The 18,179-nt window shown below is 59.5% G+C and carries 17 protein-coding genes and 1 other RNA gene; 8 read left to right on the plus strand and 10 right to left on the minus strand.

The annotated features are described in order from the left end of the window. Positions 1-92 precede the first annotated feature (92 nt). From DDIC_RS04500 to DDIC_RS04530, 7 genes are all read left to right on the plus strand, one after another. Entirely contained in the window at positions 93-404 is a 312-nt protein-coding gene (locus DDIC_RS04500) for a hypothetical protein (RefSeq protein ID WP_136399338.1), read from the plus strand. Positions 405-462: 58 nt separating this feature from the next. Continuing rightward, a complete protein-coding gene (locus DDIC_RS04505; RefSeq protein ID WP_136399339.1) occupies positions 463-1,359 on the plus strand; it encodes a hypothetical protein in 897 nt (298 codons plus the stop codon). 175 nt (positions 1,360-1,534) lie between these two features. Next, positions 1,535-2,047: a YchJ family protein gene (locus tag DDIC_RS04510; protein WP_136399340.1), complete on the plus strand. Its 513-nt coding sequence runs from the start codon at positions 1,535-1,537 to the stop codon at positions 2,045-2,047. Then, complete coding sequence (locus DDIC_RS04515; RefSeq protein WP_136399341.1) at positions 2,047-2,430, plus strand: hypothetical protein; 384 nt, start codon at positions 2,047-2,049, stop codon at positions 2,428-2,430. The genes DDIC_RS04510 and DDIC_RS04515 overlap by 1 nt, the downstream gene beginning before the upstream one ends. A gap of 41 nt (positions 2,431-2,471) precedes the next feature. Then, positions 2,472-3,812, plus strand: coding sequence for a glucose-6-phosphate isomerase (locus DDIC_RS04520; protein ID WP_136399342.1), 1,341 nt, complete (start codon positions 2,472-2,474; stop codon positions 3,810-3,812). A gap of 260 nt (positions 3,813-4,072) precedes the next feature. After that, the gene (locus DDIC_RS04525) at positions 4,073-5,563 is read left to right on the plus strand and encodes a sensor histidine kinase (RefSeq protein ID WP_136399343.1); all 1,491 of its coding nucleotides are present in this window, start codon (positions 4,073-4,075) and stop codon (positions 5,561-5,563) included. A 9-nt stretch (positions 5,564-5,572) separates the two neighbouring features. Continuing rightward, complete coding sequence (locus DDIC_RS04530; protein WP_136399344.1) at positions 5,573-6,952, plus strand: sigma-54-dependent transcriptional regulator; 1,380 nt, start codon at positions 5,573-5,575, stop codon at positions 6,950-6,952. 486 nt (positions 6,953-7,438) lie between these two features. On the opposite strand, the gene DDIC_RS04535 is transcribed toward DDIC_RS04530, so the two are convergent. Further along, a complete protein-coding gene (locus DDIC_RS04535) occupies positions 7,439-8,695 on the minus strand; it encodes an NAD(P)-dependent malic enzyme (RefSeq protein WP_136399345.1) in 1,257 nt (418 codons plus the stop codon). A gap of 318 nt (positions 8,696-9,013) precedes the next feature. Between DDIC_RS04535 and DDIC_RS04540 the strand changes: the two genes are divergently transcribed. Next, on the plus strand, positions 9,014-9,826 hold the full coding sequence (locus DDIC_RS04540; protein ID WP_136399346.1) for an FCD domain-containing protein: 813 nt from the start codon (positions 9,014-9,016) through the stop codon (positions 9,824-9,826). A 139-nt stretch (positions 9,827-9,965) separates the two neighbouring features. Here the strand turns inward: DDIC_RS04540 and ffs are convergent. The 9 genes from ffs to tolQ all read right to left on the minus strand — a co-directional run bounded on the left by ffs (position 9,966) and on the right by tolQ (position 18,178). Continuing rightward, positions 9,966-10,051: signal recognition particle sRNA small type (ffs, locus tag DDIC_RS04545), an RNA gene on the minus strand. Positions 10,052-10,083: 32 nt separating this feature from the next. Further along, positions 10,084-10,917 carry an amidohydrolase family protein gene (locus DDIC_RS04550; protein WP_136399347.1) on the minus strand — a complete coding sequence of 278 codons (834 nt, stop codon included), beginning with the start codon at positions 10,915-10,917 and terminating at the stop codon, positions 10,084-10,086. Between the two features lie 9 nt (positions 10,918-10,926). Continuing rightward, complete coding sequence (locus tag DDIC_RS04555) at positions 10,927-11,895, minus strand: D-2-hydroxyacid dehydrogenase (RefSeq protein ID WP_136399348.1); 969 nt, start codon at positions 11,893-11,895, stop codon at positions 10,927-10,929. A 616-nt stretch (positions 11,896-12,511) separates the two neighbouring features. Continuing rightward, complete coding sequence (gene pal, locus DDIC_RS04560) at positions 12,512-12,979, minus strand: peptidoglycan-associated lipoprotein Pal (RefSeq protein ID WP_136399349.1); 468 nt, start codon at positions 12,977-12,979, stop codon at positions 12,512-12,514. Between the two features lie 231 nt (positions 12,980-13,210). Next, a complete protein-coding gene (locus DDIC_RS04565) occupies positions 13,211-14,524 on the minus strand; it encodes a PD40 domain-containing protein (protein ID WP_136399350.1) in 1,314 nt (437 codons plus the stop codon). Positions 14,525-14,556: 32 nt separating this feature from the next. Further along, positions 14,557-15,783, minus strand: a complete 1,227-nt coding sequence (locus tag DDIC_RS04570; RefSeq protein WP_168732465.1) for a TonB family protein — start codon at positions 15,781-15,783, stop codon at positions 14,557-14,559. Positions 15,784-16,056: 273 nt separating this feature from the next. Further along, complete coding sequence (locus DDIC_RS04575; protein ID WP_136399352.1) at positions 16,057-17,025, minus strand: cell envelope integrity protein TolA; 969 nt, start codon at positions 17,023-17,025, stop codon at positions 16,057-16,059. Positions 17,026-17,034: 9 nt separating this feature from the next. Further along, complete coding sequence (locus tag DDIC_RS04580) at positions 17,035-17,481, minus strand: ExbD/TolR family protein (protein ID WP_136399353.1); 447 nt, start codon at positions 17,479-17,481, stop codon at positions 17,035-17,037. Position 17,482: 1 nt separating this feature from the next. Continuing rightward, positions 17,483-18,178: a protein TolQ gene (gene tolQ / locus DDIC_RS04585; RefSeq protein ID WP_136399354.1), complete on the minus strand. Its 696-nt coding sequence runs from the start codon at positions 18,176-18,178 to the stop codon at positions 17,483-17,485. Position 18,179: the final 1 nt, after the last annotated feature.

Here is an 18,179-nt window from a genome sequence, read left to right on the forward strand (position 1 = left end):
AGGGTGACTACCCCCACCCTGCGCGCCGGAGCGGTTCTGCTCCGCTCCGGCGCACCCTTGAACGGAGTGGGGCAAGCACCCAGGAGAACGCTATGAACAGCTACCGTCAGACCCTTTATTCAGGCATAATCCGCGTGGCTGCCAACGCCATCATGGTGGCAGCCGTTTTCGTGGGCATGTATCAGTCTGCCCGCAGTGCCGGGGCCTCGGAACTGGTGTTTTGCGCATGGTTTTTTGGCATTACCGTGCCCGCATGGGCGGGCGCCTTCTGGCTTACCCGGCTGGTGCGCCGCAAGTACCCCGCCGAATTTCAGAGCCTTGTGGAATTGCCCAGGCTTGGGCAGCGGCTGGTGAGCTGGCATGTGGGCGATGCCGCCGCAAACCTTGCTTTGGTGCGCAGATAGCGGGGGCAACAGCATGTCGTGCACTTTGACCATACCACAGGCAGGCAGGAAGGAACCCATGGGGGAACTAATCGATTCCAGGGGTTGGCAGGTATGCAGGCAGATACGTTACCGCCAGCGGTATTGGGGCGTGCTCTGCGCCGTGCTGCTGGGGTTTGTCATGCTGGGCATGCTTGACGGGCTGCAGGGGCTGGTGCGGTCTGGCGCGGACGTTATCGAGGTGCTGCCCGGCGGCAGCGTGCCCATATCTGGCCCGTTGACTATCAAAAACCCCGTCAACAGCGACCTCAACGCGCAGTTTACCCCAGCAAATCCTTCGCTTGTCTATGATCTGGAAGGTTTCTTTGCCGGCTACTGGTTTGGCAACGGCATGTGGCGCGCGCATGTGCGCGCAGCTGGCGTGGTTGAACCCGGCAGCTACAGTCTCAAGGTCACCTTCAGGGGCGCGCCCGCAAGCACCACGCAAAACTATAAAATTACGGTGTATGCTGACGACGCCGCCATGCGTGCGGCCTCAACCTCGTATTTGCGGCGTATTACAGGCTACAACCCCTTTGTGCTGGCCGCTGGCTGCGGCGGGCTGGCCCTGCTGGTCGGGGTGATGGTGTACAGGCTGGGCTGCCGCTACATACGGCAGCTCACAAGCCTGGGCTGCGGCGAAATTGTGCGCGTGCAGCCAGATAAGACCAATGCTTCGCAGGCGCGGCCCGGCCAGGTTTTGTGCCTGCTCTATGGGCTGCGCGCCCCAGCGGCTGGCGCACTGTGCGCGGTGTACGACGCCCAGGGGATGCACATTGGTCATGCCCGCGCGGTGGCGGCCAACAAGGGCACGCTTGAGCTGAATTTTGATTCGTTTTCTTCCCCGGCGGCGGATGCCGGTGTAACGCATGACGCCGTCCGTCCTGGCTGCCTTGTCCAATTGCGGCCCCCAAAGCCGCTCTCTCCTCCGGACTAGGCAGGCTGGCCGAACGGTCATCCAGCGGCATGCACTTGGCGCGTCACCTGTGCATGCCGCTTTTTTTGCGCCCATGGCCTCCATCCCGCCTTGCCGCTCTTGCCGCCCGCTTTGGCATAAGCTATGCTTATTCCGTTGCATATGCCCCTGACGGGCTCAAACCAAGGCGGATTTCATGTCTCAACTTTGCCCCTGCGGCAGCGGTCTGGCTCTGGACCAATGCTGCGGCCCCCACATTGAAGGCGCGTCCTGGCCCCAGAACGCGGAAAACCTCATGCGCTCGCGCTATACGGCCTATGTGCTTGGCCGTCACCAATGGCTTGTGGAAACCACGCACCCCGATTACCGGGAAAATGTGGACGCCGACAAGCTGGCCGAACAAACCAAGGATATCACATGGCTGCGGCTTGATATCGCAGCTACTGAAAACGACGTGCCCGCCGGTAAAAACGGCGAGCTTTTTGATGTGGTTGAGTTTTATGCCTATTACGAGCTGGAGGGCATCCCCCGTCAGCTGGGCGAACGCAGCTTTTTTCAGCGCAAGGACGACAAGATATATTATGTGGACGGCGTGGCCCTCAGGCCTGATGCCTACCGCAGGCAGGAGCCCAAGGTAGGGCGCAATGATCCCTGCCCGTGCGGCAGCGGCAAAAAATACAAAAAATGCTGCGGGGCCGCCAAATCCTGATGCCGGACGCCGAACACGCAAAAAATCCTGGCCGGGGCAAAAACAGCCCGCTGGCGGTGATCCGGCAGTTTTGTCTGGAGTGTCAGGGTGCGTCAGCCAAGGCGGTGCGCGCCTGCGCCGACGAGGGCTGCCCCCTGTGGGCCTGGCGACTGGCCGTGCTGGCGGGCGAGACTTGCCCCGCACAGGCGGATGAGGCCCCCCGGCAGGCTCTGCGGGCCATACGCAGGCAGTGCATGGGCTGCGCGGGCGACCGGGTGGAGGTGCGCGCCTGCGCGGCGCGCGAGGCATGCGCCCTGTGGCATTGCCGTTTTGGCGTGCGGCCCCAAACCTACAAGACCGTGCGGCGGCGTTTTTTTGCTCCAAAACTCTTGCGACTTTTGTAATGCGCCGCTGTATGCGCGGCGCAACCCACCAGGAGGTATCCATGCCTCATTTGCTTGAATGGTCAAGGGCTTATGCGCATCGGCTCGCAGCGGACAGCGCTGCGCCGCTCAAGGCACGCGCCCCCGAAATAGCCCAACGACTGGCGCGCGAGCTGACCGCTGGCGAACTGCCCTTTCTTTCCTTGCCCTTCCGCGCCAAGCTGGAAGTGGAAATGGCCCCGCTTATCCCCCGCATCAAGGCTTACCGGCATATGCTGGTGCTTGGCATCGGCGGGTCGGCCCTGGGGGCTCGCGCCATGCAGCAGGCCTTTGCGCCGGGGCAGGACGGCCCCAATCATCGCGGCCCCTGCCTGTGGATTGCCGACAATGTCTGCGCGGAACGCTTTGAGGCGCTGCTTGGCAAGCTCACTCCGGCTGAAACGGTCGTGGTGTGCATCAGCAAGTCGGGCGGCACCATTGAAACCATCTCCCAGTATTTTCTTGTGCGCGACTGGCTCAAGGCCAGCGTGGGCGAGGGCTGGCAGGATCAGATGATCGTGGTCACAGACGAGCGCAAGGGCTACCTGCGGGAAGAAGCAACCCGCTACGGTCTGACGGCGCTTGAAGTGCCGGATTATCTTGGCGGGCGATATTCGGCCCTTTCTGCCGTGGGCCTTTTGCCCGCAGCCTTTTTGGGCATAGACTGGCAGGCCCTGCTGGACGGCGCGGCCGATGTGGCCCGGCCGCTGGTGCAGGCTCCCGAGCGTGTGGCGGAGCACCCGTCGTTTGCTCTGGCCTGCTGGGCCAAGGCCCTTGAAGACCACGGCTACAGCCAGCTGATCTTTTTCAGCTACATTCCGCAGTGGTCGGCCTATGGCGACTGGTTTGCCCAGCTGTGGGCCGAAAGCCTGGGCAAGGACGGGCAGGGCAGCCAGCCAGTGCCGGCCACCGGCGTGACGGACCAGCACTCCATCAACCAGATGTTTTTGAGCGGGCCCCGCAACAAGGGATGCATCTTTTTGACCAGCCGTGATCAGGCGCAAGGCCCCAACTTTGGCATGGATGTGCCCGACCAGTGGGCATGGCTGCGGGCCAAACCCTTTGGCAGCCTGCTGGAGGCCGAGGCCCTGGGAACGCGCATGGCCTTGTGCCAGAAGGGCGTACCCCTGCTGCATGTCGAGATGCACAACAGCGGCCCCCGCGCGGCGGGTTCGCTTATGCTGCTGCTTGAGGCGGCCACGCTGTTTACCGGCTGGCTCATGGGCATCAACCCGCTGGATCAACCCTCGGTAGAGCTGGGCAAGCGCCTGGCCAACGCCCGCCTGGGGGCGGGGGGCTATGCGCAGGAAGAGGCCGATCTGGCGGAATATCTGGCAGTGCCCAGGATGGAGCAAGGCTTTTAGGCGGCCTGCGCGCTGCGCGACTGCGCGCGGCGCAGGGCCGGCTTTTGCCTGTTGAGCCTCCGGCGGTTTTTTATTGTGTGCTGAAATATGCTTCAGGAATGGCGAAGGCCGCAACAGCGGCCTTCGTATGCCTGGGGTTTTTGAAACCTGTCGCGTGTCGGCGGCTTTGCGGCGGGGCGCAGCGGTCGTTTTCCTGCGTCCCGGTGGCGTTGCCATAGGGCTGCGTCCTCCTCAGCCGCCGCGCGCGCAAAGGCATTGCCATGTTCAGAAAAAAGCAGCGCAACGAGGCCTGCATCCGTCAGTGCGAGGATGTCTGCGCTCAAACAGTAGAAGCGGAAAGCGCCCTGCCAAGCTACGCCCGGACGCTTTCGTGGCTCTCGCTGGTGGTCATTTTGCTGACCAGCCTGGGGCTTTCGTTCTTTATTTCCAATTCTGCCCGCGAGACGCTGCTCACCCGGCAGGAGAACTTTGCCCAGCAGCTGGTGGAAAATCTCAACAGCCAGATTTTCCGGCGGTTTGCCCTGCCTACGCTGCTGGGGTATGGCCGCATTGCCCTGCGCCAGCCCGAGCAGTACGACAGGCTTGATCAGGTGGTGCAGTCCGTCATCCACGGTTTGCCGGTGGAGCGGCTGCGCATCTATGATTTTTCGCGTCTGGTGGCCTATTCGACCAACAAGGAAGACCTTGGCCGCGCCGGGCTTTCGCCGCCGTATCTCGACGAAATACTGCAGGGCGGTGCGCCCCGGTCCGAGATCATTTCGTCCATGCCGGTCTGGCAGGCTCCCTTTCGCGTGCCCCTGCAGGAAGGCTCCTTTGTGTTGCGCGTGCTTTATCCCCTGCGCGGCGAACCCCTGCATCCGGGCGAAGAACCCCCGATCATGGGCGCGCTGGAGCTTACCCAGGACATTACCGGCGACTATGAACAGGTGCTGACCTTTCAGGGCATCATTGTGGTCATGTGTCTGCTTTCGTCGGTGGTGATGTTCGGCCTGTTGCTCATGCTCATTCACAGGTCCGAGCGGGTACTGGCCGCGCGTATGTACAAAAACCGCATTCTCGAAAACCAGCTGCACAGCAACGAGCGGCTGGTGAGCATGGGCCGGGTGGTGGCCAGCATCGCCCACGAGATACGCAACCCGCTGGGCATTATCCGGTCAAGCGCGGAGCTGCTGCAGCGCCGTACGGACAAGGCCGACGCAAGCACCCGGCGTATTCTCGGGGCCATTTACGACGAGGCCGTGCGCCTGTCGCAAACAGTAAATGATTTTTTGGACTACGCCCGGCCTCGCCAGCCCAAGCAGGATGTGGTAGACCTTAATCTGGTGCTTGATCAGGTGCTGGCCTTTCTTGAAGGAGAGATGGGGCGTTGCGGCGTTGCGCTTGAGCGGCAGTGCGAGGAAGGACTTTTTTCGTCCGGCGACAAGGATTTGCTGTATCGGGCATTTTACAATATTCTTGTCAACGGCCAGCAGGCGATGGAAGGACCGGGCATCATGCGTATTACAGGACGCAATGACGACGGTGGCAGCGTTTGCATTGAATTTCTCGATTCCGGCCCCGGCTTTGACCCCACCACGCTGCCCAACCTGCTGGACCCATTTTTTACGACCAAGGATGGCGGCACAGGGCTAGGTTTGCCCATTGTGCAGTCGATCATCTCAAGCCATGGCGGCACTATTCAGCTTGAAAACGGCCCCAATGGCGGGGCGCTGGTAAGGGTTCTGCTGCCCAGAGCTCCAGCTGGCGCATAGGAATACATAATGAGTGAGAAAGCGCATCTTCTGGTTGTTGACGACGAAAAAAACTATCTGCTGGTATTGCAGACCCTGCTCGAAGACGAGGGGTATGTTGTTACTGCCATCAGTGACCCTGAAACCGCGCTCGCTTTTCTGGATGAAAGCGAAGTGGACGTCATTGTGACAGACATGAAAATGCCCAAGGTCACAGGGCGCGAGGTGCTTGAAAGGGTCAAGAAAAACTGGCCATATATCCCCGTGCTGATAATGACGGCCTTTGGCTCCATTGAAAGCGCCGTTAAAGTCATGAAGTACGGCGCGTTTGATTACATCACCAAGCCGTTTTCCAACGACGAGCTGCTGCTCTCGATCCACAATGCCGTGGAGCTGTCGCGGGCCCACCGTCAGTACAGGCTGCTGCAAGAGGTCATGGAAGACCGCTACGGCGTGCACAAAATCGTGGGCCGCAGCAAGGCCATACGTGACGTGCTGCTCATGGTCCAGCGCGCTGCTCCCAGCCGCTCAACAGTGCTGATCACAGGCGAATCAGGCACCGGCAAAGAGCTGGTGGCCCGTGCCATCCACTATACAAGCCCCCGCAAAGACAAACCCTTTGTGTCGGTCAACTGCATGGCGCTGAACCCCGGCGTGCTTGAGAGCGAGCTTTTTGGTCACGAAAAGGGGTCGTTTACCGGTGCTGTGGCCATGCGACGCGGCCGGTTTGAACAGGCCGACGGCGGTACGCTGTTTTTGGATGAGATAGCCGAGCTTACGCCTGATCTGCAAGTCAAGCTGCTGCGTGTGCTGCAGGAAAGGCGTTTTGAACGCGTTGGCGGCGGCGAAGAAATTGAGGTGGACATCCGCGTTGTGGCGGCCACCAACAAAGACCTTGCCGCCCTGGTTGAGAAGGGCGTGTTTCGCGACGACCTCTATTATCGCCTCAACGTGGTGCAGGTTCCCCTGCCGCCCCTGCGCGAACGGCGCGAAGACATTCCCCTGCTGGTGGCGCATTTTGTGGAAAAGGTCTGCACCGATAACTCCATGCCGCCCAAAACCTTCAGCACCGAAGCGTTGAACTACCTTACGGGCTATGAGTGGCCGGGCAACATCCGCCAGCTTGAAAACGTGGTGGAGAGTTGCCTTGTGCTCGTCCCCAGCACCGTCATCGACGTGGATAATCTGCCTGCGGAAATCCGCGATGAAGAGTCGCAGTTTAAAAGCGCCGTTGACCTGCTGCCCGTGCAGCTTGATCTGGCTGACACGCTGGAAAAAATAGAGGCCGCACTCATCAGGCGGGCCCTCGTGCGGGCAGAGCTTGTGCAGGTTAAGGCTGCGGAATACCTTGGTATTTCAAAAAGTTTGCTGCAGTACAAACTCAAAAAATATGGCATAACAGGGCATTAAGCCCCCCAAAACAACACTGCAGGTTAAAGCGCCCTGACTTTGGTCACGGCGCTTTTTTTGAAACTTTTTTTAGCAGCGTTACGGTAAAAAAATATTGCAATGCCAAATTGATGGGCTGCGTAGTGTGCTGATAACCCCTCGCGACGAGTTGCAAAATTGCGTCAGGGGTCTTTACAGATTATGTATCTTTTTATAGTTTGAGCAAACAGTCAAGTGCCTGATCGCCGCTTGATTTAACGGGTTTACCCGGTAATTGCCCACAGATATTTTGCATGGTATCACTTCTTGAAATGTTATACTATTGACAGAGCGAGTGATCAAACAGGCTGTGATTACTGGGTCTCCGGCAGTAGAGACGCATGGGCCTGCGAGCCTGCAGGGTATGCGGCAATGCGCCCCACTGAAGTTCGCACAGGGCCCCACATAAAAAAGGGCCGCGCTTGCGAGCGCGACCCTGTGCGGGAATTTTTAAGGGTGGTCTGGCGGTTAGCCTTGGCGTTTGGCCAGACGCTTCCGGAGGTTTTCCGCCACCTGGCTGGGCTCCAGATGCACGCGGGCGATGCCGCTGTCCATTGCGGCCTTGGCGGTGGCGGCCGCGACCAGCGGGGCCACGTCGGGGTTCAGTGTAGAGGGTATGATCATGCTGGGGCTGAGCTCTTCAGGCTTGACAAGCTCGGCCAGCGCCTTGGCGGCGGCAATTTTCATGGTGTCGTTGATGTCTGTGGCGCGCACGTCGATGGCGCCCCGGAAGATGCCGGGGAAGGCGAGCACGTTGTTGATCTGGTTGGGGCAGTCGGAGCGGCCGGTGGCCACCACCTTTGCTCCGCCGTCAAAAGCGCGCTGCAGAGGCCAGATTTCTGGGATAGGATTGGCTTGGGCAAAGACAATGGGGTCTTTGGCCATGCTGCGGATCATGTCTTCGTTGAGCGAGTTGGGTGCGGAGACGCCGATAAACACATCGGCTCCCTTGATGGCTTCGGCCAGACCGCCCTTGACCCTGCCGGGGTTGGTGTGTTTGGCGATTTCGTCCTTGTAGGGATTCATGCCTTCGGGGCGGCCTTCCCAGATAGCGCCCTTGGTGTCGCACATGATGACGTTTTTGAGTCCCACGGCCATGAGCAGCTTGATGATGGCAATGCCGGCAGCGCCAGCGCCGCTAGTGACGACGGTGACATCTTCAAGCTTTTTGCCGACAATTTTCAGGGCATTGATAAGCCCGGCCAGGGTGACGACCGCAGTGCCGTGCTGGTCGTCGTGAAAAATGGGGCCCTTGAACACGCCGTTTTTTTTCAGGGTGTCTTCAATGATAAAGCATTCAGGAGCTTTGATGTCTTCAAGGTTAACGCCGCCAAAGGTCGGAGCCATCAGTTCCACAAGCTCAACGATTTTGCCGGTGTCCCTGGTGTCTACGCAGATGGGGAAGGCGTCCACATCGCCAAAGGTTTTGAAGAGCAGCGATTTGCCTTCCATAACAGGCATTGCGGCGGCAGCGCCAATGTTGCCGAGACCAAGCACCGCGGTTCCGTTGGAGACAACGCAGACAAAGTTGGAGTGATTGGTATAGACGTCAAGCATCGCGGGATCTTTGTGGATTTCCATGCACGGCTCGGCAACGCCGGGCGAATACGCCAGAGTGAGGTCGTCGTTATCGCGCACAGGGGCTTTGACCCGAACCTCAATCTTACCCTGGTATTCCTTGTGCATAGCAAGGGCTTCTTCCCGCAGGTTCTTGATCCGTGACATCACTTGCTCCTTGATCTGTTTTTTCTGCCGTGGCAGTGGAATAAATGCGCGGTGCGGCGCTGGGCAGCCTCAGTTAAAAATTGGCGCAAAGCGTCAGGTGGCCGCCTGAGGCGGGCGGGACAAGGTCAAACTTGCCCGGATGCTGAACGCTCCACGCTTGCAGCCTTTTATAAGTCTACAGAAATTTGCGGCGTAAGGAAATATCTTATGAAAGTTATGTAAACGTTTTTGTGGGATAATTGACGTTGACCACATACATATAAGCTGTTCACGGTGATGCGTAATAACAGCAGAGCGCAAGGAGAAGCGAGTTTCACCATGAGTACCGAAAATTCAAAAAACAGTGATGCCGAGGCTCAGGGCGGGAGACGGCGTAGTATCCAGCGCCCGCGCGTGCATACGGAAGTGCTTAGCTGCCTGCTGGACGACATCCAGAACGGAGTCTATCCGGTAGGGCAAAAGCTGCCTTCCGAGCGCGAGCTTATGGATGAATTTGGCGTGGGGCGCCCTGCTGTGCGGGAGGCCCTTTCCGGGCTGGCAAGGATGGGCCTGATCGAAGTTTCACCCGGCATGCGCGCACGCGTGTGCAGACTTACCCTCAAGCCTCTGCTGCGCGAAATGCGCGCAACGCTCGAAATTTATTCCAGCTCGCCTGATGGCTGGCGGCAGTTGCACGATCTGCGGCTGTTTTTTGAAACAGCCGTAGTGCGCCGCATGGCCCTTGAGGCCACGGACGAGCAGTTGGCGCACATTGACGAGTTGCTGCAAAACCAGCGCAGACTGCTGGACGCTACAGAAATACGCGCCTTTGCGGAAGCCGACATTGATTTTCACCGGTATCTTGTGGAATGCATGGGCAACAATTTTCTCGGCCTTTTGGCAGAGGGCTTTGCTGGCTGGCTGATCACGCCCTTGTACGCCTCGCTGCAGGTGCGCAAGCAGAGCGAGCGCTCGTACCGCGCGCATGTCGGCGTGTACGAAGCGCTGAAAAAGCGCGACCCTGACCTGGCGGAAAAAGCCATGCGTGTCCACCTGGACGAGATGCGCGGCATTTATCAGGTGGATGTGATGGTGACCGACAACGCCCTGCAACACGGTGAGGCCCGGCAGCAGGACGACGCCAAGCAGTAGGCTCTGCAGAGATGGCCGCGCTCTGGGGGAGGCAAACCTTCTGGGCAGGCGGCAGGCTGTTTTCGGTTTGTGCAGGGCGCAGCAGCCCAAAACAAACCGCAAGACGCAAAAAACCGCAACGGGTTACCGTTGCGGTTTTTTGTGGGCCGGACACCCGGCAACGTCTGTTGCCGCTGCTTCCTTTCGGACCTGACGGGGTTGGCAGTGTTGCCGCCGTCCGGCTTGGCAATTGACTTACCCGCAAAGGGGGTGAACTGTCAATGGTCGGGGTGGCTTTTCACCTGCGGGTGCGTTTCGGCCAGCAGAGCGGAGGCGTTGCTCATGATATCCTGCATTTCGCCGTCGCTCAGCCTTCCCAGTTTTTGCAACCGTTGCAGTTCTTCCGCAGGGTCGTAAAGCGGCCAGTCTGTACCAAACAGGATGTGCTCGCGCGGAAAACTGTTAAAAAGTTTTTTTGCCAGCACGGGGGTGGCAAAGGGCGTGGTGCTTGAGGTGTCGAACCAGAGGTTTTCAAACCTGCCGCCCGATAGCGCTGTCAGGGCGTGCGCCCACATGTGGTAGCCGCCAAAGTGCGCCGCTATAACCCTGATGCCCGGAAACTGGCGCATTATGGCCGCCAGCTTGTAGGGGCAGGAGGGGTTTTTGTCGGGCAGGGTCTGGTCGCCAATGTGTATTTCAAACACAAAGTCTTTTTGCGCCGCCTCAAAAATGGGCAAGAGGCGGGGGTCGTCAAGCCGGAAGCTTTGAAAGTCGGGGTGCAGCTTGATGCCGCGAATGCCCGCAGCCTTGATGCGCTCAAGCTCCGCCTCCCATTTTTCGTAACCCGGATGCACCGTGCCAAAGGCAATGACCTGGTCGGGATGTTCCCGTTGCAGGCTGATAGCGTAATTATTGGCCGGTATGACCTGGGCCGGGGCCGTGGCTGCACACAGCACCACGCATTTATCCAGCCCGGCCTTACGCTCCCTTTCAAGCAAATGGGCGATGGTGCCATCGCCCGTGCAGGTAAGACTATAAAAATTATTCAGGTGATCCACGGCCTTGTGTGCAATTTTGGGATGAAAGGCGTGGGTGTGTATGTCGATGTACATGGTAGAAGCCTATTTGACTCCATTTACCACATTGACCGGGGTGCCCGCCTGCCAGCGGCGGATGTTCTCTGCCATGAGGTCAATAATGTTCTGCCGGGCGCGGGTGGTGGCCCAGGCAATGTGTGGTGTAATGAGGGTGTTGGGGGCTGTGAACAGGGGGTTGTCGTCCTGCGGCGGTTCCTGCGCCAGCACGTCGGTGCCGAGGCCGCCCAGATGCCCGGACTTTAACGCTTCGGCCGCGGCTGCCTCATCCACCAGCGGCCCGCGCGAGGTGTTCAGCAATATTGCGCCCTTGCGCATGGCAGAAAGCGACTTGGCGTTGATGATGTTGCGCGTCTCCTTGGTAAGGGGGCAGTGCAGCGAAACAACGTCTGAGGCGCAAAGCAGGTGTTCAAGAGTGGCAAAAGCAAACGGGCTGTATGACGGCGGATCCTTGGGGGTGCGGCAGTATGCCAGCACGCTCATGCCAAAGGCGTGAGCCAGTTCGCCCATGCGGCGGCCAATGGAGCCAAAGCCGATGAGCCCCATGGTCAAACCTTCCAGGCACAGAGGCGGAATCTTCCAGTAGCACCAGCTTTTGCACTTTAGCCAGTCTCCGTTTTTAACGCTCTCCGAGTGCATGCTCGTATGACGGCACAGCTCAAGCAGCAAGGCCATGGCGTGCTGGGCCACATCGCTGACGCCGTAGGCAACCACATTGCAGACAGGAATGTTGCGGGTAGCGAGGGTATCTATGTCCACAATATTGTACCCCGTGGCCAGCACGCCAACCATGCGCACGGTGCTGTCAAGGTGCTCAAGGTTGGGGCCGTTCAGCGGGGTTTTGTTGACAAGCACCACGTCAGCATCGCGGGTACGGTCAGCGATCGCTTCTGTGGGGGTAGCATCATAAATGGACACATCACCAAGAGATGTGATGGGACTCCAGTCCACATCGCCGGGGTTGAGCACGGCGCCGTCAAGAATGGCTATTTTCATGCAAGTAACCTCTGTTGCCTGCACTGTATCCTGTGATGCCCATGCCCGCAAGATCCCGGCCTGCAGGTTCATCCGGCGTTGCTGTGCGTATTGTTGCACTTACGTGAAACTTGCGTGCTGCCTGCGCCTCATTGCGTGCCGCAAAAACGCATGCGACTTCCTGCCGATTTCGGCGGCGGTACGCTGCATACGCGCGCACGAGTGATGCGACCAAGGCCGCATTGACCAGCCGTGCTTAGGGGGCGTTGGCCCTGCCATGTCTAAGCAGAACAGGCATGGCGGCAATGGGTGCATGCCGTGCGCGCGTATGCAAAAAATCTTAGGCGCGGCAAGTGCGGGCCGTAAACGTGCTGCCTTGCCCCCGAGCGGCAATGAGGCGCAGGTAGACGCAAGGAGACGTAAGGCTGGCAATGGCAGTCGGGATGGCAGCTGTGGCGTCTGGAAACCTAGACCGGAAGGTCGCACAGAGCAGAGTGCGCGACAAAAGGGCGGCTGACCAGTAACGGGCGTGGCGCATGGGACGCTGCTGGCAAGGGGCAGCATGCCGGTGACCGCCGATAACAGCAAAAAAAAGAGCCGCCCGTAGGGCGGCTCTTCAAGCACTTGTCTCTAAAGACTAGTGGGCGATCACGCGGAAGTCATCGCGGCGGTTCTTGGACCACGAGGCTTCGCTGTTACCCTGCACGGCGGGGTTTTCCTTGCCGTAGCTGATCATTTCCAGCTGGCTGGGGTTCACGCCAAGCGTAACCATGTATTCGTAAGAAGCACGGGCGCGGCGTTCGCCGAGGGCGAGGTTGTATTCCTGGGTGCCGCGTTCGTCGCAGTTGCCTTCGATGCGCACGCGGATAGAGGAGTACTTCTTCAGCAGATCGGCCTTGGTCTTCAGCATTTCTTTGTATTCGGGCTTGATGTCGAATTTGTCGAAAGCGAAGTAGACGCGGGCGTCAGTGATCTGCTGGATGGCCGCACGCATTTCGGGGGTCAGGCCATCGTCATAGCCGGGTTCGCTGGTGGTTTTCTTAGCGCAGCCAAAGCCGGCGGCCAGGGCCATAACCAGAGCGAGAATAAGAGCATAGCGTTTCATTGTGTGTCCTCCTGAACAGCTCATTCTCCAAAAAAATTGATACCTTTCCTTTCTGCACACGCGAGGCCGTTTCGTCCTCGCATAACAGATGGTATCTGGCCCGCAATTTTTGTCAAGGCGTGGAAGGGGGTTTCGACGCACTTTCGTAAAATATTTTTTACCCATGCCATCCCGTAGGGGCGGGAAAATCGAGTAAAAACGCGGGTAAGAGGCCAATCTGTTAATTTCAAGCTATTTCTGCTGACCGGGCATCCCCCAGCGCGGGAAGTAGGCAGCGCCACCCCCGGTGGGAACCATTTTGGCGTCGCCGCCGTGACGGGTGGTCAGGAAAATACTGTGACCACTACGCGTCGAGGAAAACGCTATGAAGTAACTGTCGGCACAGAAAGCGGGCTGTTCATCGCTGCCGGGGCCGAAAGTGATCTGGCGTTCCATGCCGGTAAGCATATCCTGAACAAAAATGCGATGACCGTAATCGGTCATGCGGCTGAACACTACCAGGGTGCCGTCGGGCGACAGGTTGGCCTCGGTGTTGTACGTGCCGTTTTTGCTCACGCGCGTGACAGATCCGCTGCTCAGATCCTTAAGGAAAATCTGCGGACCACCCATGCGTGAAGAGGTAAATGCCATCTTGGTGCCGGTGCTGTCAAATGTTGGTGAAACGTTAATAGAATCACCCTGTTCCAGCACGCGTTCCTTCTGGAAAACATGGTTCAACTGAAAGATGACGGGGTACTTGCCGTTGGAGAGGGCCACCGCAACTTTGTTGTCGGGCATAAAGGCAGGGCCGATGACCACGTTGCCGGGAAAGCGGATGCGCTGCACCTTGCCGCTGGTGCGGTCCCAAACGCCGAGGGCGTGCGACTTTTCGTCAATATGGGTAAAGACCACAAAACGACCGTCGGGCGACCAGGCAGGCGACATGGATTCGCCGGGCATGTTGGTGATCTGGCGCAGGTCGCGTCCGGTGGGCTTTACAAGCCAGACGTTGGCGCTCATCTTGCCGGTCTTTTTTACAAAGGCAAGTGTCGAGCGGAAGAAAGACCCGTTGCCCGTCAGGGCTTCAAGCAGGTCGGCGCAGAACCTGTCCGCAACTTCCGGCAGGTCGTGCGCGGTTACCTTGGGGTATTCCTTGCCAAACAGACGGCCGCCGCTGTTGGTCTCAAAAGCGCGGATCTGCACCGGGCGGGTGCCGCTGTCGCCCTCTGGCCAGTTAGTGGTCACCACAATGTCCGAGCCAGCAAGCTGAAAGCGCTTGAAGTCAAGGGACGGCGGCTCGCACCCTGCCAGCACTACGCCGCCGAGCACCGCTCTGGGATCGGTAAGACGCATAAAGGGCAAAAAGCTCAGGTTTTGCTGCACAATCTTTTGCAGGTCAGCGCCCATGCCGCTTGCTTCGGCCTGGGGACCCTTGAGGGGAGCCGCCAAAGCAAGATTAACAATGTTTTGCCCCGGACCGTAAATGTCCACGCGCATGGCGGCCTGCGCCCCGCTTCCGAGAGCCAGCCAGAACCCCAGTGTCAGGAGAAGAAGCTGTTTTTTCATGGCGTACGTATTCCTTGTTCAAGCAGCGCGCCTCAGTGGCGCACCAGTATAAGGGTGATGTCCAGCGTTCCCCCCAAGTCGGCAGGCGGAGGGGGCACGCTGCCTGCTCGGCGTATGCCCCGCTGCACATATTTGTCAAGGAGCTTATCGCCTGTGGGCGTAACCACCTTGAAATCTGTTATATCTCCCTGAGGAGAAATTGTAAGCCTTACGACGGATTCATACCTGCCCGGCGCTGTTTCCGCAGGAATAATCATGCCGTCGCGTAGCAGGCGTGCAACCTCGCGGCGGTATTTGTTGCGGTCGGTTGCCTTGGTGCTCGCGCCCGGCGCAGCCACTTTACCCTGGGGCGCGGAAGCTGCCTCCGCCTTGGGCGCGGGCATAGGGCTTGTGCGCGGCGGCGGCGGGGAGATTTTTTGCGGCTGCGGTTCGACGGGCTCTCCGTAGCTCGGCAGAGTGTCGGCCTGCTGCGGCCTGACTGCGGCCTGCGGTTGTGCGGCGGTCGCGCCCTGCGCGCTTGGACCTGCCGGTTTTGCGCCAGCTTTGCCGTCGGCAGCTGATGGCTTGCTTTTGCCTATAAGCTGCGTGGCCGGGCCATTTTCTGTTTGGCCCGCTGCTTGCCATGAGTTAGTCGTAGCAGATTTTTTGCCGTTGTCATCTACTTTTGGCGTGCTGCGGGGCGCTACCGGGGTCGGACGCATTTCGGGGATGTTTTTGCCGTCTGCCCTGGCCACCGCTTCGGCCCGCTCGCGGGCGCGATCTTCCGCCGCCTCGGCGCGTGAATCGCCCAGGGCCGCCTCGGCCTTGTTTCTGGCCTTTACTTCGGCCCGCAGCGCTTCTTCGGTGCTCAGGGGGTCGGGCCTTGGCTTGCCCTTGGGGGTGCCGTTCCAGAATGTGAGCTGCACATCGATGGGGGCACCGTAGGGGGGCGTGCCAAACGAGCCTATCTGGCGCACAGCGCCGCACACCGAGTTGTCAAAGGCTTCAAGGCCAGAAGGCTTAATGGCCTTGCAGTCCTTAACCTGTCCCTGGCTGTCGACGCTGACCTTGAGGCTGACCTTGAAGTCGCTTTTTAACGCCGGGGGCGGAGCCCAGATTTCTGTAATCTTGTCCAGCATGTTGCCTGCATAGCTGCTTTGATCCGCGCTGGCAGCGGAAGCGGCAAATGCCCCGCCCGCCGCAGCGCAGTAAAGCGCTGCGGCGGCGAGGCAAAAAATAATGCAAGAGCTGCTGAGGTTCGTGCGCGGTTTGGAAGGCATACATCCTCCTGAATGCGCGCGTTTACCGGATGCGCGTGTCTGTCCTGGCCGCTTTGCGGCCCCGATTGCTACTAAACCGTGCCTGACGCCTGCCGTGCCCGCCTGACAGATGACCCTTGCAATCCCGCGAAGGTCACCAGCTGGTGCGGTCAGTTGTCCGTCTGCCCGCTTGTGCCTCAGGTTTGCTAACCACTTGCTTGCATCAACCATCGATGCAATGCGGGACCAGCCGCGCACCTCAATTTCGGCCGCGCAACTGCTGCAGCATGCCGCCTATCGGCCCATCAATTCGTCCAGCGTAAACACAAGGTCAAGGTCGCCGTAATCCGCTGATGGCGGGGGCGGGAACTGCCCGCTCTGGCTGGTGCGGATGATGGCGTTTACGGCAGAGGCGTCAAACTGCGAGTTGCCCGAGCCGTGCGTTACCGACGTCTGCAATACCTTGCCCTGCGAATCAACCTTGACGTTGATTATGCAGCGCAGGTTTACGCGCCCCGCTGAGGCGAAGCCCCAGTTGGGCCGCACGGCCAGCATAACCTGACCCATGTATACATCGCCCAGGCCGCCGCCGCCAGGGCCGTTGCCTTCGCCGCCGCCGCCGCCACGGTTACCGCCTGCGTGACGCTGCGCCTGCGCCAGGGCCTGCTCAACAGCATTACCCCGGTCGCCGGATTCGGCACGCGAGGTGGCTTTGCGGGCCTGCTGCAATGCCGCTGCCACTGGATCGACGTTGGATTTGCCATCCTTGGCGTCTTTGGCATCCTTTTTAGCTTCGGTCTTGGTTGGCTCTGGCTTTTTCTGGTCCTTGGGGGCTTCCTTGTGCGGTTCTTCCTTGGGCTTGGGCTTGTCTTCCTTTTTCTGCGCGATGGGTTTGGCTTCTTCCTTGGGTTCCGGCTTGGGCTGCGGCTTTGGTTCCGGCTTTGGCTCCGGTTTTTTTACCGCTGCCGCATCCTGCTTGGGCTGCGGCGGCACAGGCTTGGGCTCTTTTACTTCAACGCGTTCAGGGGCTGCAACTTCCGCCTTGGGCGCAGGCGGCGTAGGCGCAAGCGGGCCGTCGCCGGGCTGCCCCATATGCCCAAGAATGGGCGAGGGCGTGCGGTTGCCGCCTGTAGCGCCTTCCACCAGGCTGATCATGACCGGGGGCGTGTCCAGCTTGATGGGCGGGCTACTGGGCCAGAACCATATCAGCAAAAATATGGCCGCGTGCAGGCAGAATGAAAGAACATATGAGGCCAAGCGCATAGAGCAATCCTACTTTCGGGCGCGGGCGGGCTTGCCGCCCTTGGCATCGTCGGGCTGTTCGGCGATAACGCCAAGTTTTTCAATGCCCACTGCCTTGATGTGACCCATGACTTCCACCACCAGCCCGTAGGGCACGGCCTTGTCGGCCTGAAGAAAGAGCGTCTTGTTCTTTTCCTTAACGAGGCGCTGCAGATATCCCTCAAGGTCGTCCATGGTTTCCACAGGGTACTCGTCAAGGTACAGCTTGCCGTCATTGCGCACGGTCAACACCATGTGGTCGGCTTCAGTGGAGAGCACTTCCACCTGTTTGGTCTGCGGCAGGTCAACGTCGAGACCCTGACTCATCATGGGGGTTGCCACCATGAAGATGATCAGCAGCACCAGCATTACGTCCACGAAGGGCGTGACGTTAATGTCTGAAACAAACTTGTTGCCGCCGCCAACGCTAGCGCCCATGCTACATCTCCGTTGCGCCCGTGCGCTGCACGGGGCGGTGGGCGTTGATCTCGCGCTGTACGCGGTTGAGGAACACGCCGGCAAAGTTCACCAGCAGCGTATCAACCTGCGAAAGCTTGCCCATAAAGATGTTGAAGCCGATGGTGGCCGGAACTGCCACCGCCAGACCGATGGCCGTAGCGACCAGGGCTTCGGAAATACCGGGGGCTACTGTGGCCAGCGAGGCCGACTTGAGCATGCCGATGGAGTGAAAGGAGCTCATGATGCCCCAGACCGTACCGAACAGGCCGATAAAGGGGGCTGTGTTGGCGCAGGTGGCCAAAATCGAAAGCGAGCTTTGCAGACGTGCCAGCTCGGTGCCCACGCCCTGGCGCAGGGCGCGGCGCACGTTGTCGACCACCACTTCGCTGCTATTGCCAAGCTCTTTGGAGCGGTTGAATTCAAGCACGCCCTGATGGGCGATGTAGTACAGCGGCGAGGTCGGGTCAGAACCAAGCGACTGCACCGCTTCGCGCAGATTGGCCGCTTTTTCGAACCGCTCTGTGCCGCTGAGCGCCTTTTTATTGGCAGCGCACAGAGCGATGAATTTCTGGATCATCAGCCCCCAGCTCCCAATGGACATCATGACCAGAAACGCCAGCACCGCCTTGGCCACCAGGCTTGCCTGGGCGATCATTGAAAAAAAACTGAATTCCATG

Source organism: Desulfovibrio desulfuricans (assembly GCF_004801255.1).
In the GTDB taxonomy this organism is placed as follows: domain Bacteria; phylum Desulfobacterota; class Desulfovibrionia; order Desulfovibrionales; family Desulfovibrionaceae; genus Desulfovibrio; species Desulfovibrio desulfuricans_C.

Excerpts from the sequence above, each read along its gene's own strand:
- DDIC_RS04510 (WP_136399340.1), top strand. The coding sequence starts at position 1,535 with ATGTCTCAACTTTGCCCCTGCGGCAGCGGTCTGGCTCTGGACCAATGC.
- DDIC_RS04515 (WP_136399341.1), top strand. The coding sequence starts at position 2,047 with ATGCCGGACGCCGAACACGCAAAAAATCCTGGCCGGGGCAAAAACAGC.
- tolQ (WP_136399354.1), bottom strand. The coding sequence starts at position 18,178 with ATGGAATTCAGTTTTTTTTCAATGATCGCCCAGGCAAGCCTGGTGGCC.
- DDIC_RS04520 (WP_136399342.1), top strand. The coding sequence starts at position 2,472 with ATGCCTCATTTGCTTGAATGGTCAAGGGCTTATGCGCATCGGCTCGCA.
- DDIC_RS04540 (WP_136399346.1), top strand. The coding sequence starts at position 9,014 with ATGAGTACCGAAAATTCAAAAAACAGTGATGCCGAGGCTCAGGGCGGG.
- DDIC_RS04555 (WP_136399348.1), bottom strand. The coding sequence starts at position 11,895 with ATGAAAATAGCCATTCTTGACGGCGCCGTGCTCAACCCCGGCGATGTG.
- DDIC_RS04525 (WP_136399343.1), top strand. The coding sequence starts at position 4,073 with ATGTTCAGAAAAAAGCAGCGCAACGAGGCCTGCATCCGTCAGTGCGAG.
- DDIC_RS04550 (WP_136399347.1), bottom strand. The coding sequence starts at position 10,917 with ATGTACATCGACATACACACCCACGCCTTTCATCCCAAAATTGCACAC.
- DDIC_RS04505 (WP_136399339.1), top strand. The coding sequence starts at position 463 with ATGGGGGAACTAATCGATTCCAGGGGTTGGCAGGTATGCAGGCAGATA.
- pal (WP_136399349.1), bottom strand. The coding sequence starts at position 12,979 with ATGAAACGCTATGCTCTTATTCTCGCTCTGGTTATGGCCCTGGCCGCC.
- DDIC_RS04535 (WP_136399345.1), bottom strand. The coding sequence starts at position 8,695 with ATGTCACGGATCAAGAACCTGCGGGAAGAAGCCCTTGCTATGCACAAG.
- DDIC_RS04565 (WP_136399350.1), bottom strand. The coding sequence starts at position 14,524 with ATGAAAAAACAGCTTCTTCTCCTGACACTGGGGTTCTGGCTGGCTCTC.
- DDIC_RS04575 (WP_136399352.1), bottom strand. The coding sequence starts at position 17,025 with ATGCGCTTGGCCTCATATGTTCTTTCATTCTGCCTGCACGCGGCCATA.
- DDIC_RS04530 (WP_136399344.1), top strand. The coding sequence starts at position 5,573 with ATGAGTGAGAAAGCGCATCTTCTGGTTGTTGACGACGAAAAAAACTAT.
- DDIC_RS04580 (WP_136399353.1), bottom strand. The coding sequence starts at position 17,481 with ATGGGCGCTAGCGTTGGCGGCGGCAACAAGTTTGTTTCAGACATTAAC.
- DDIC_RS04570 (WP_168732465.1), bottom strand. The coding sequence starts at position 15,783 with ATGCCTTCCAAACCGCGCACGAACCTCAGCAGCTCTTGCATTATTTTT.
- DDIC_RS04500 (WP_136399338.1), top strand. The coding sequence starts at position 93 with ATGAACAGCTACCGTCAGACCCTTTATTCAGGCATAATCCGCGTGGCT.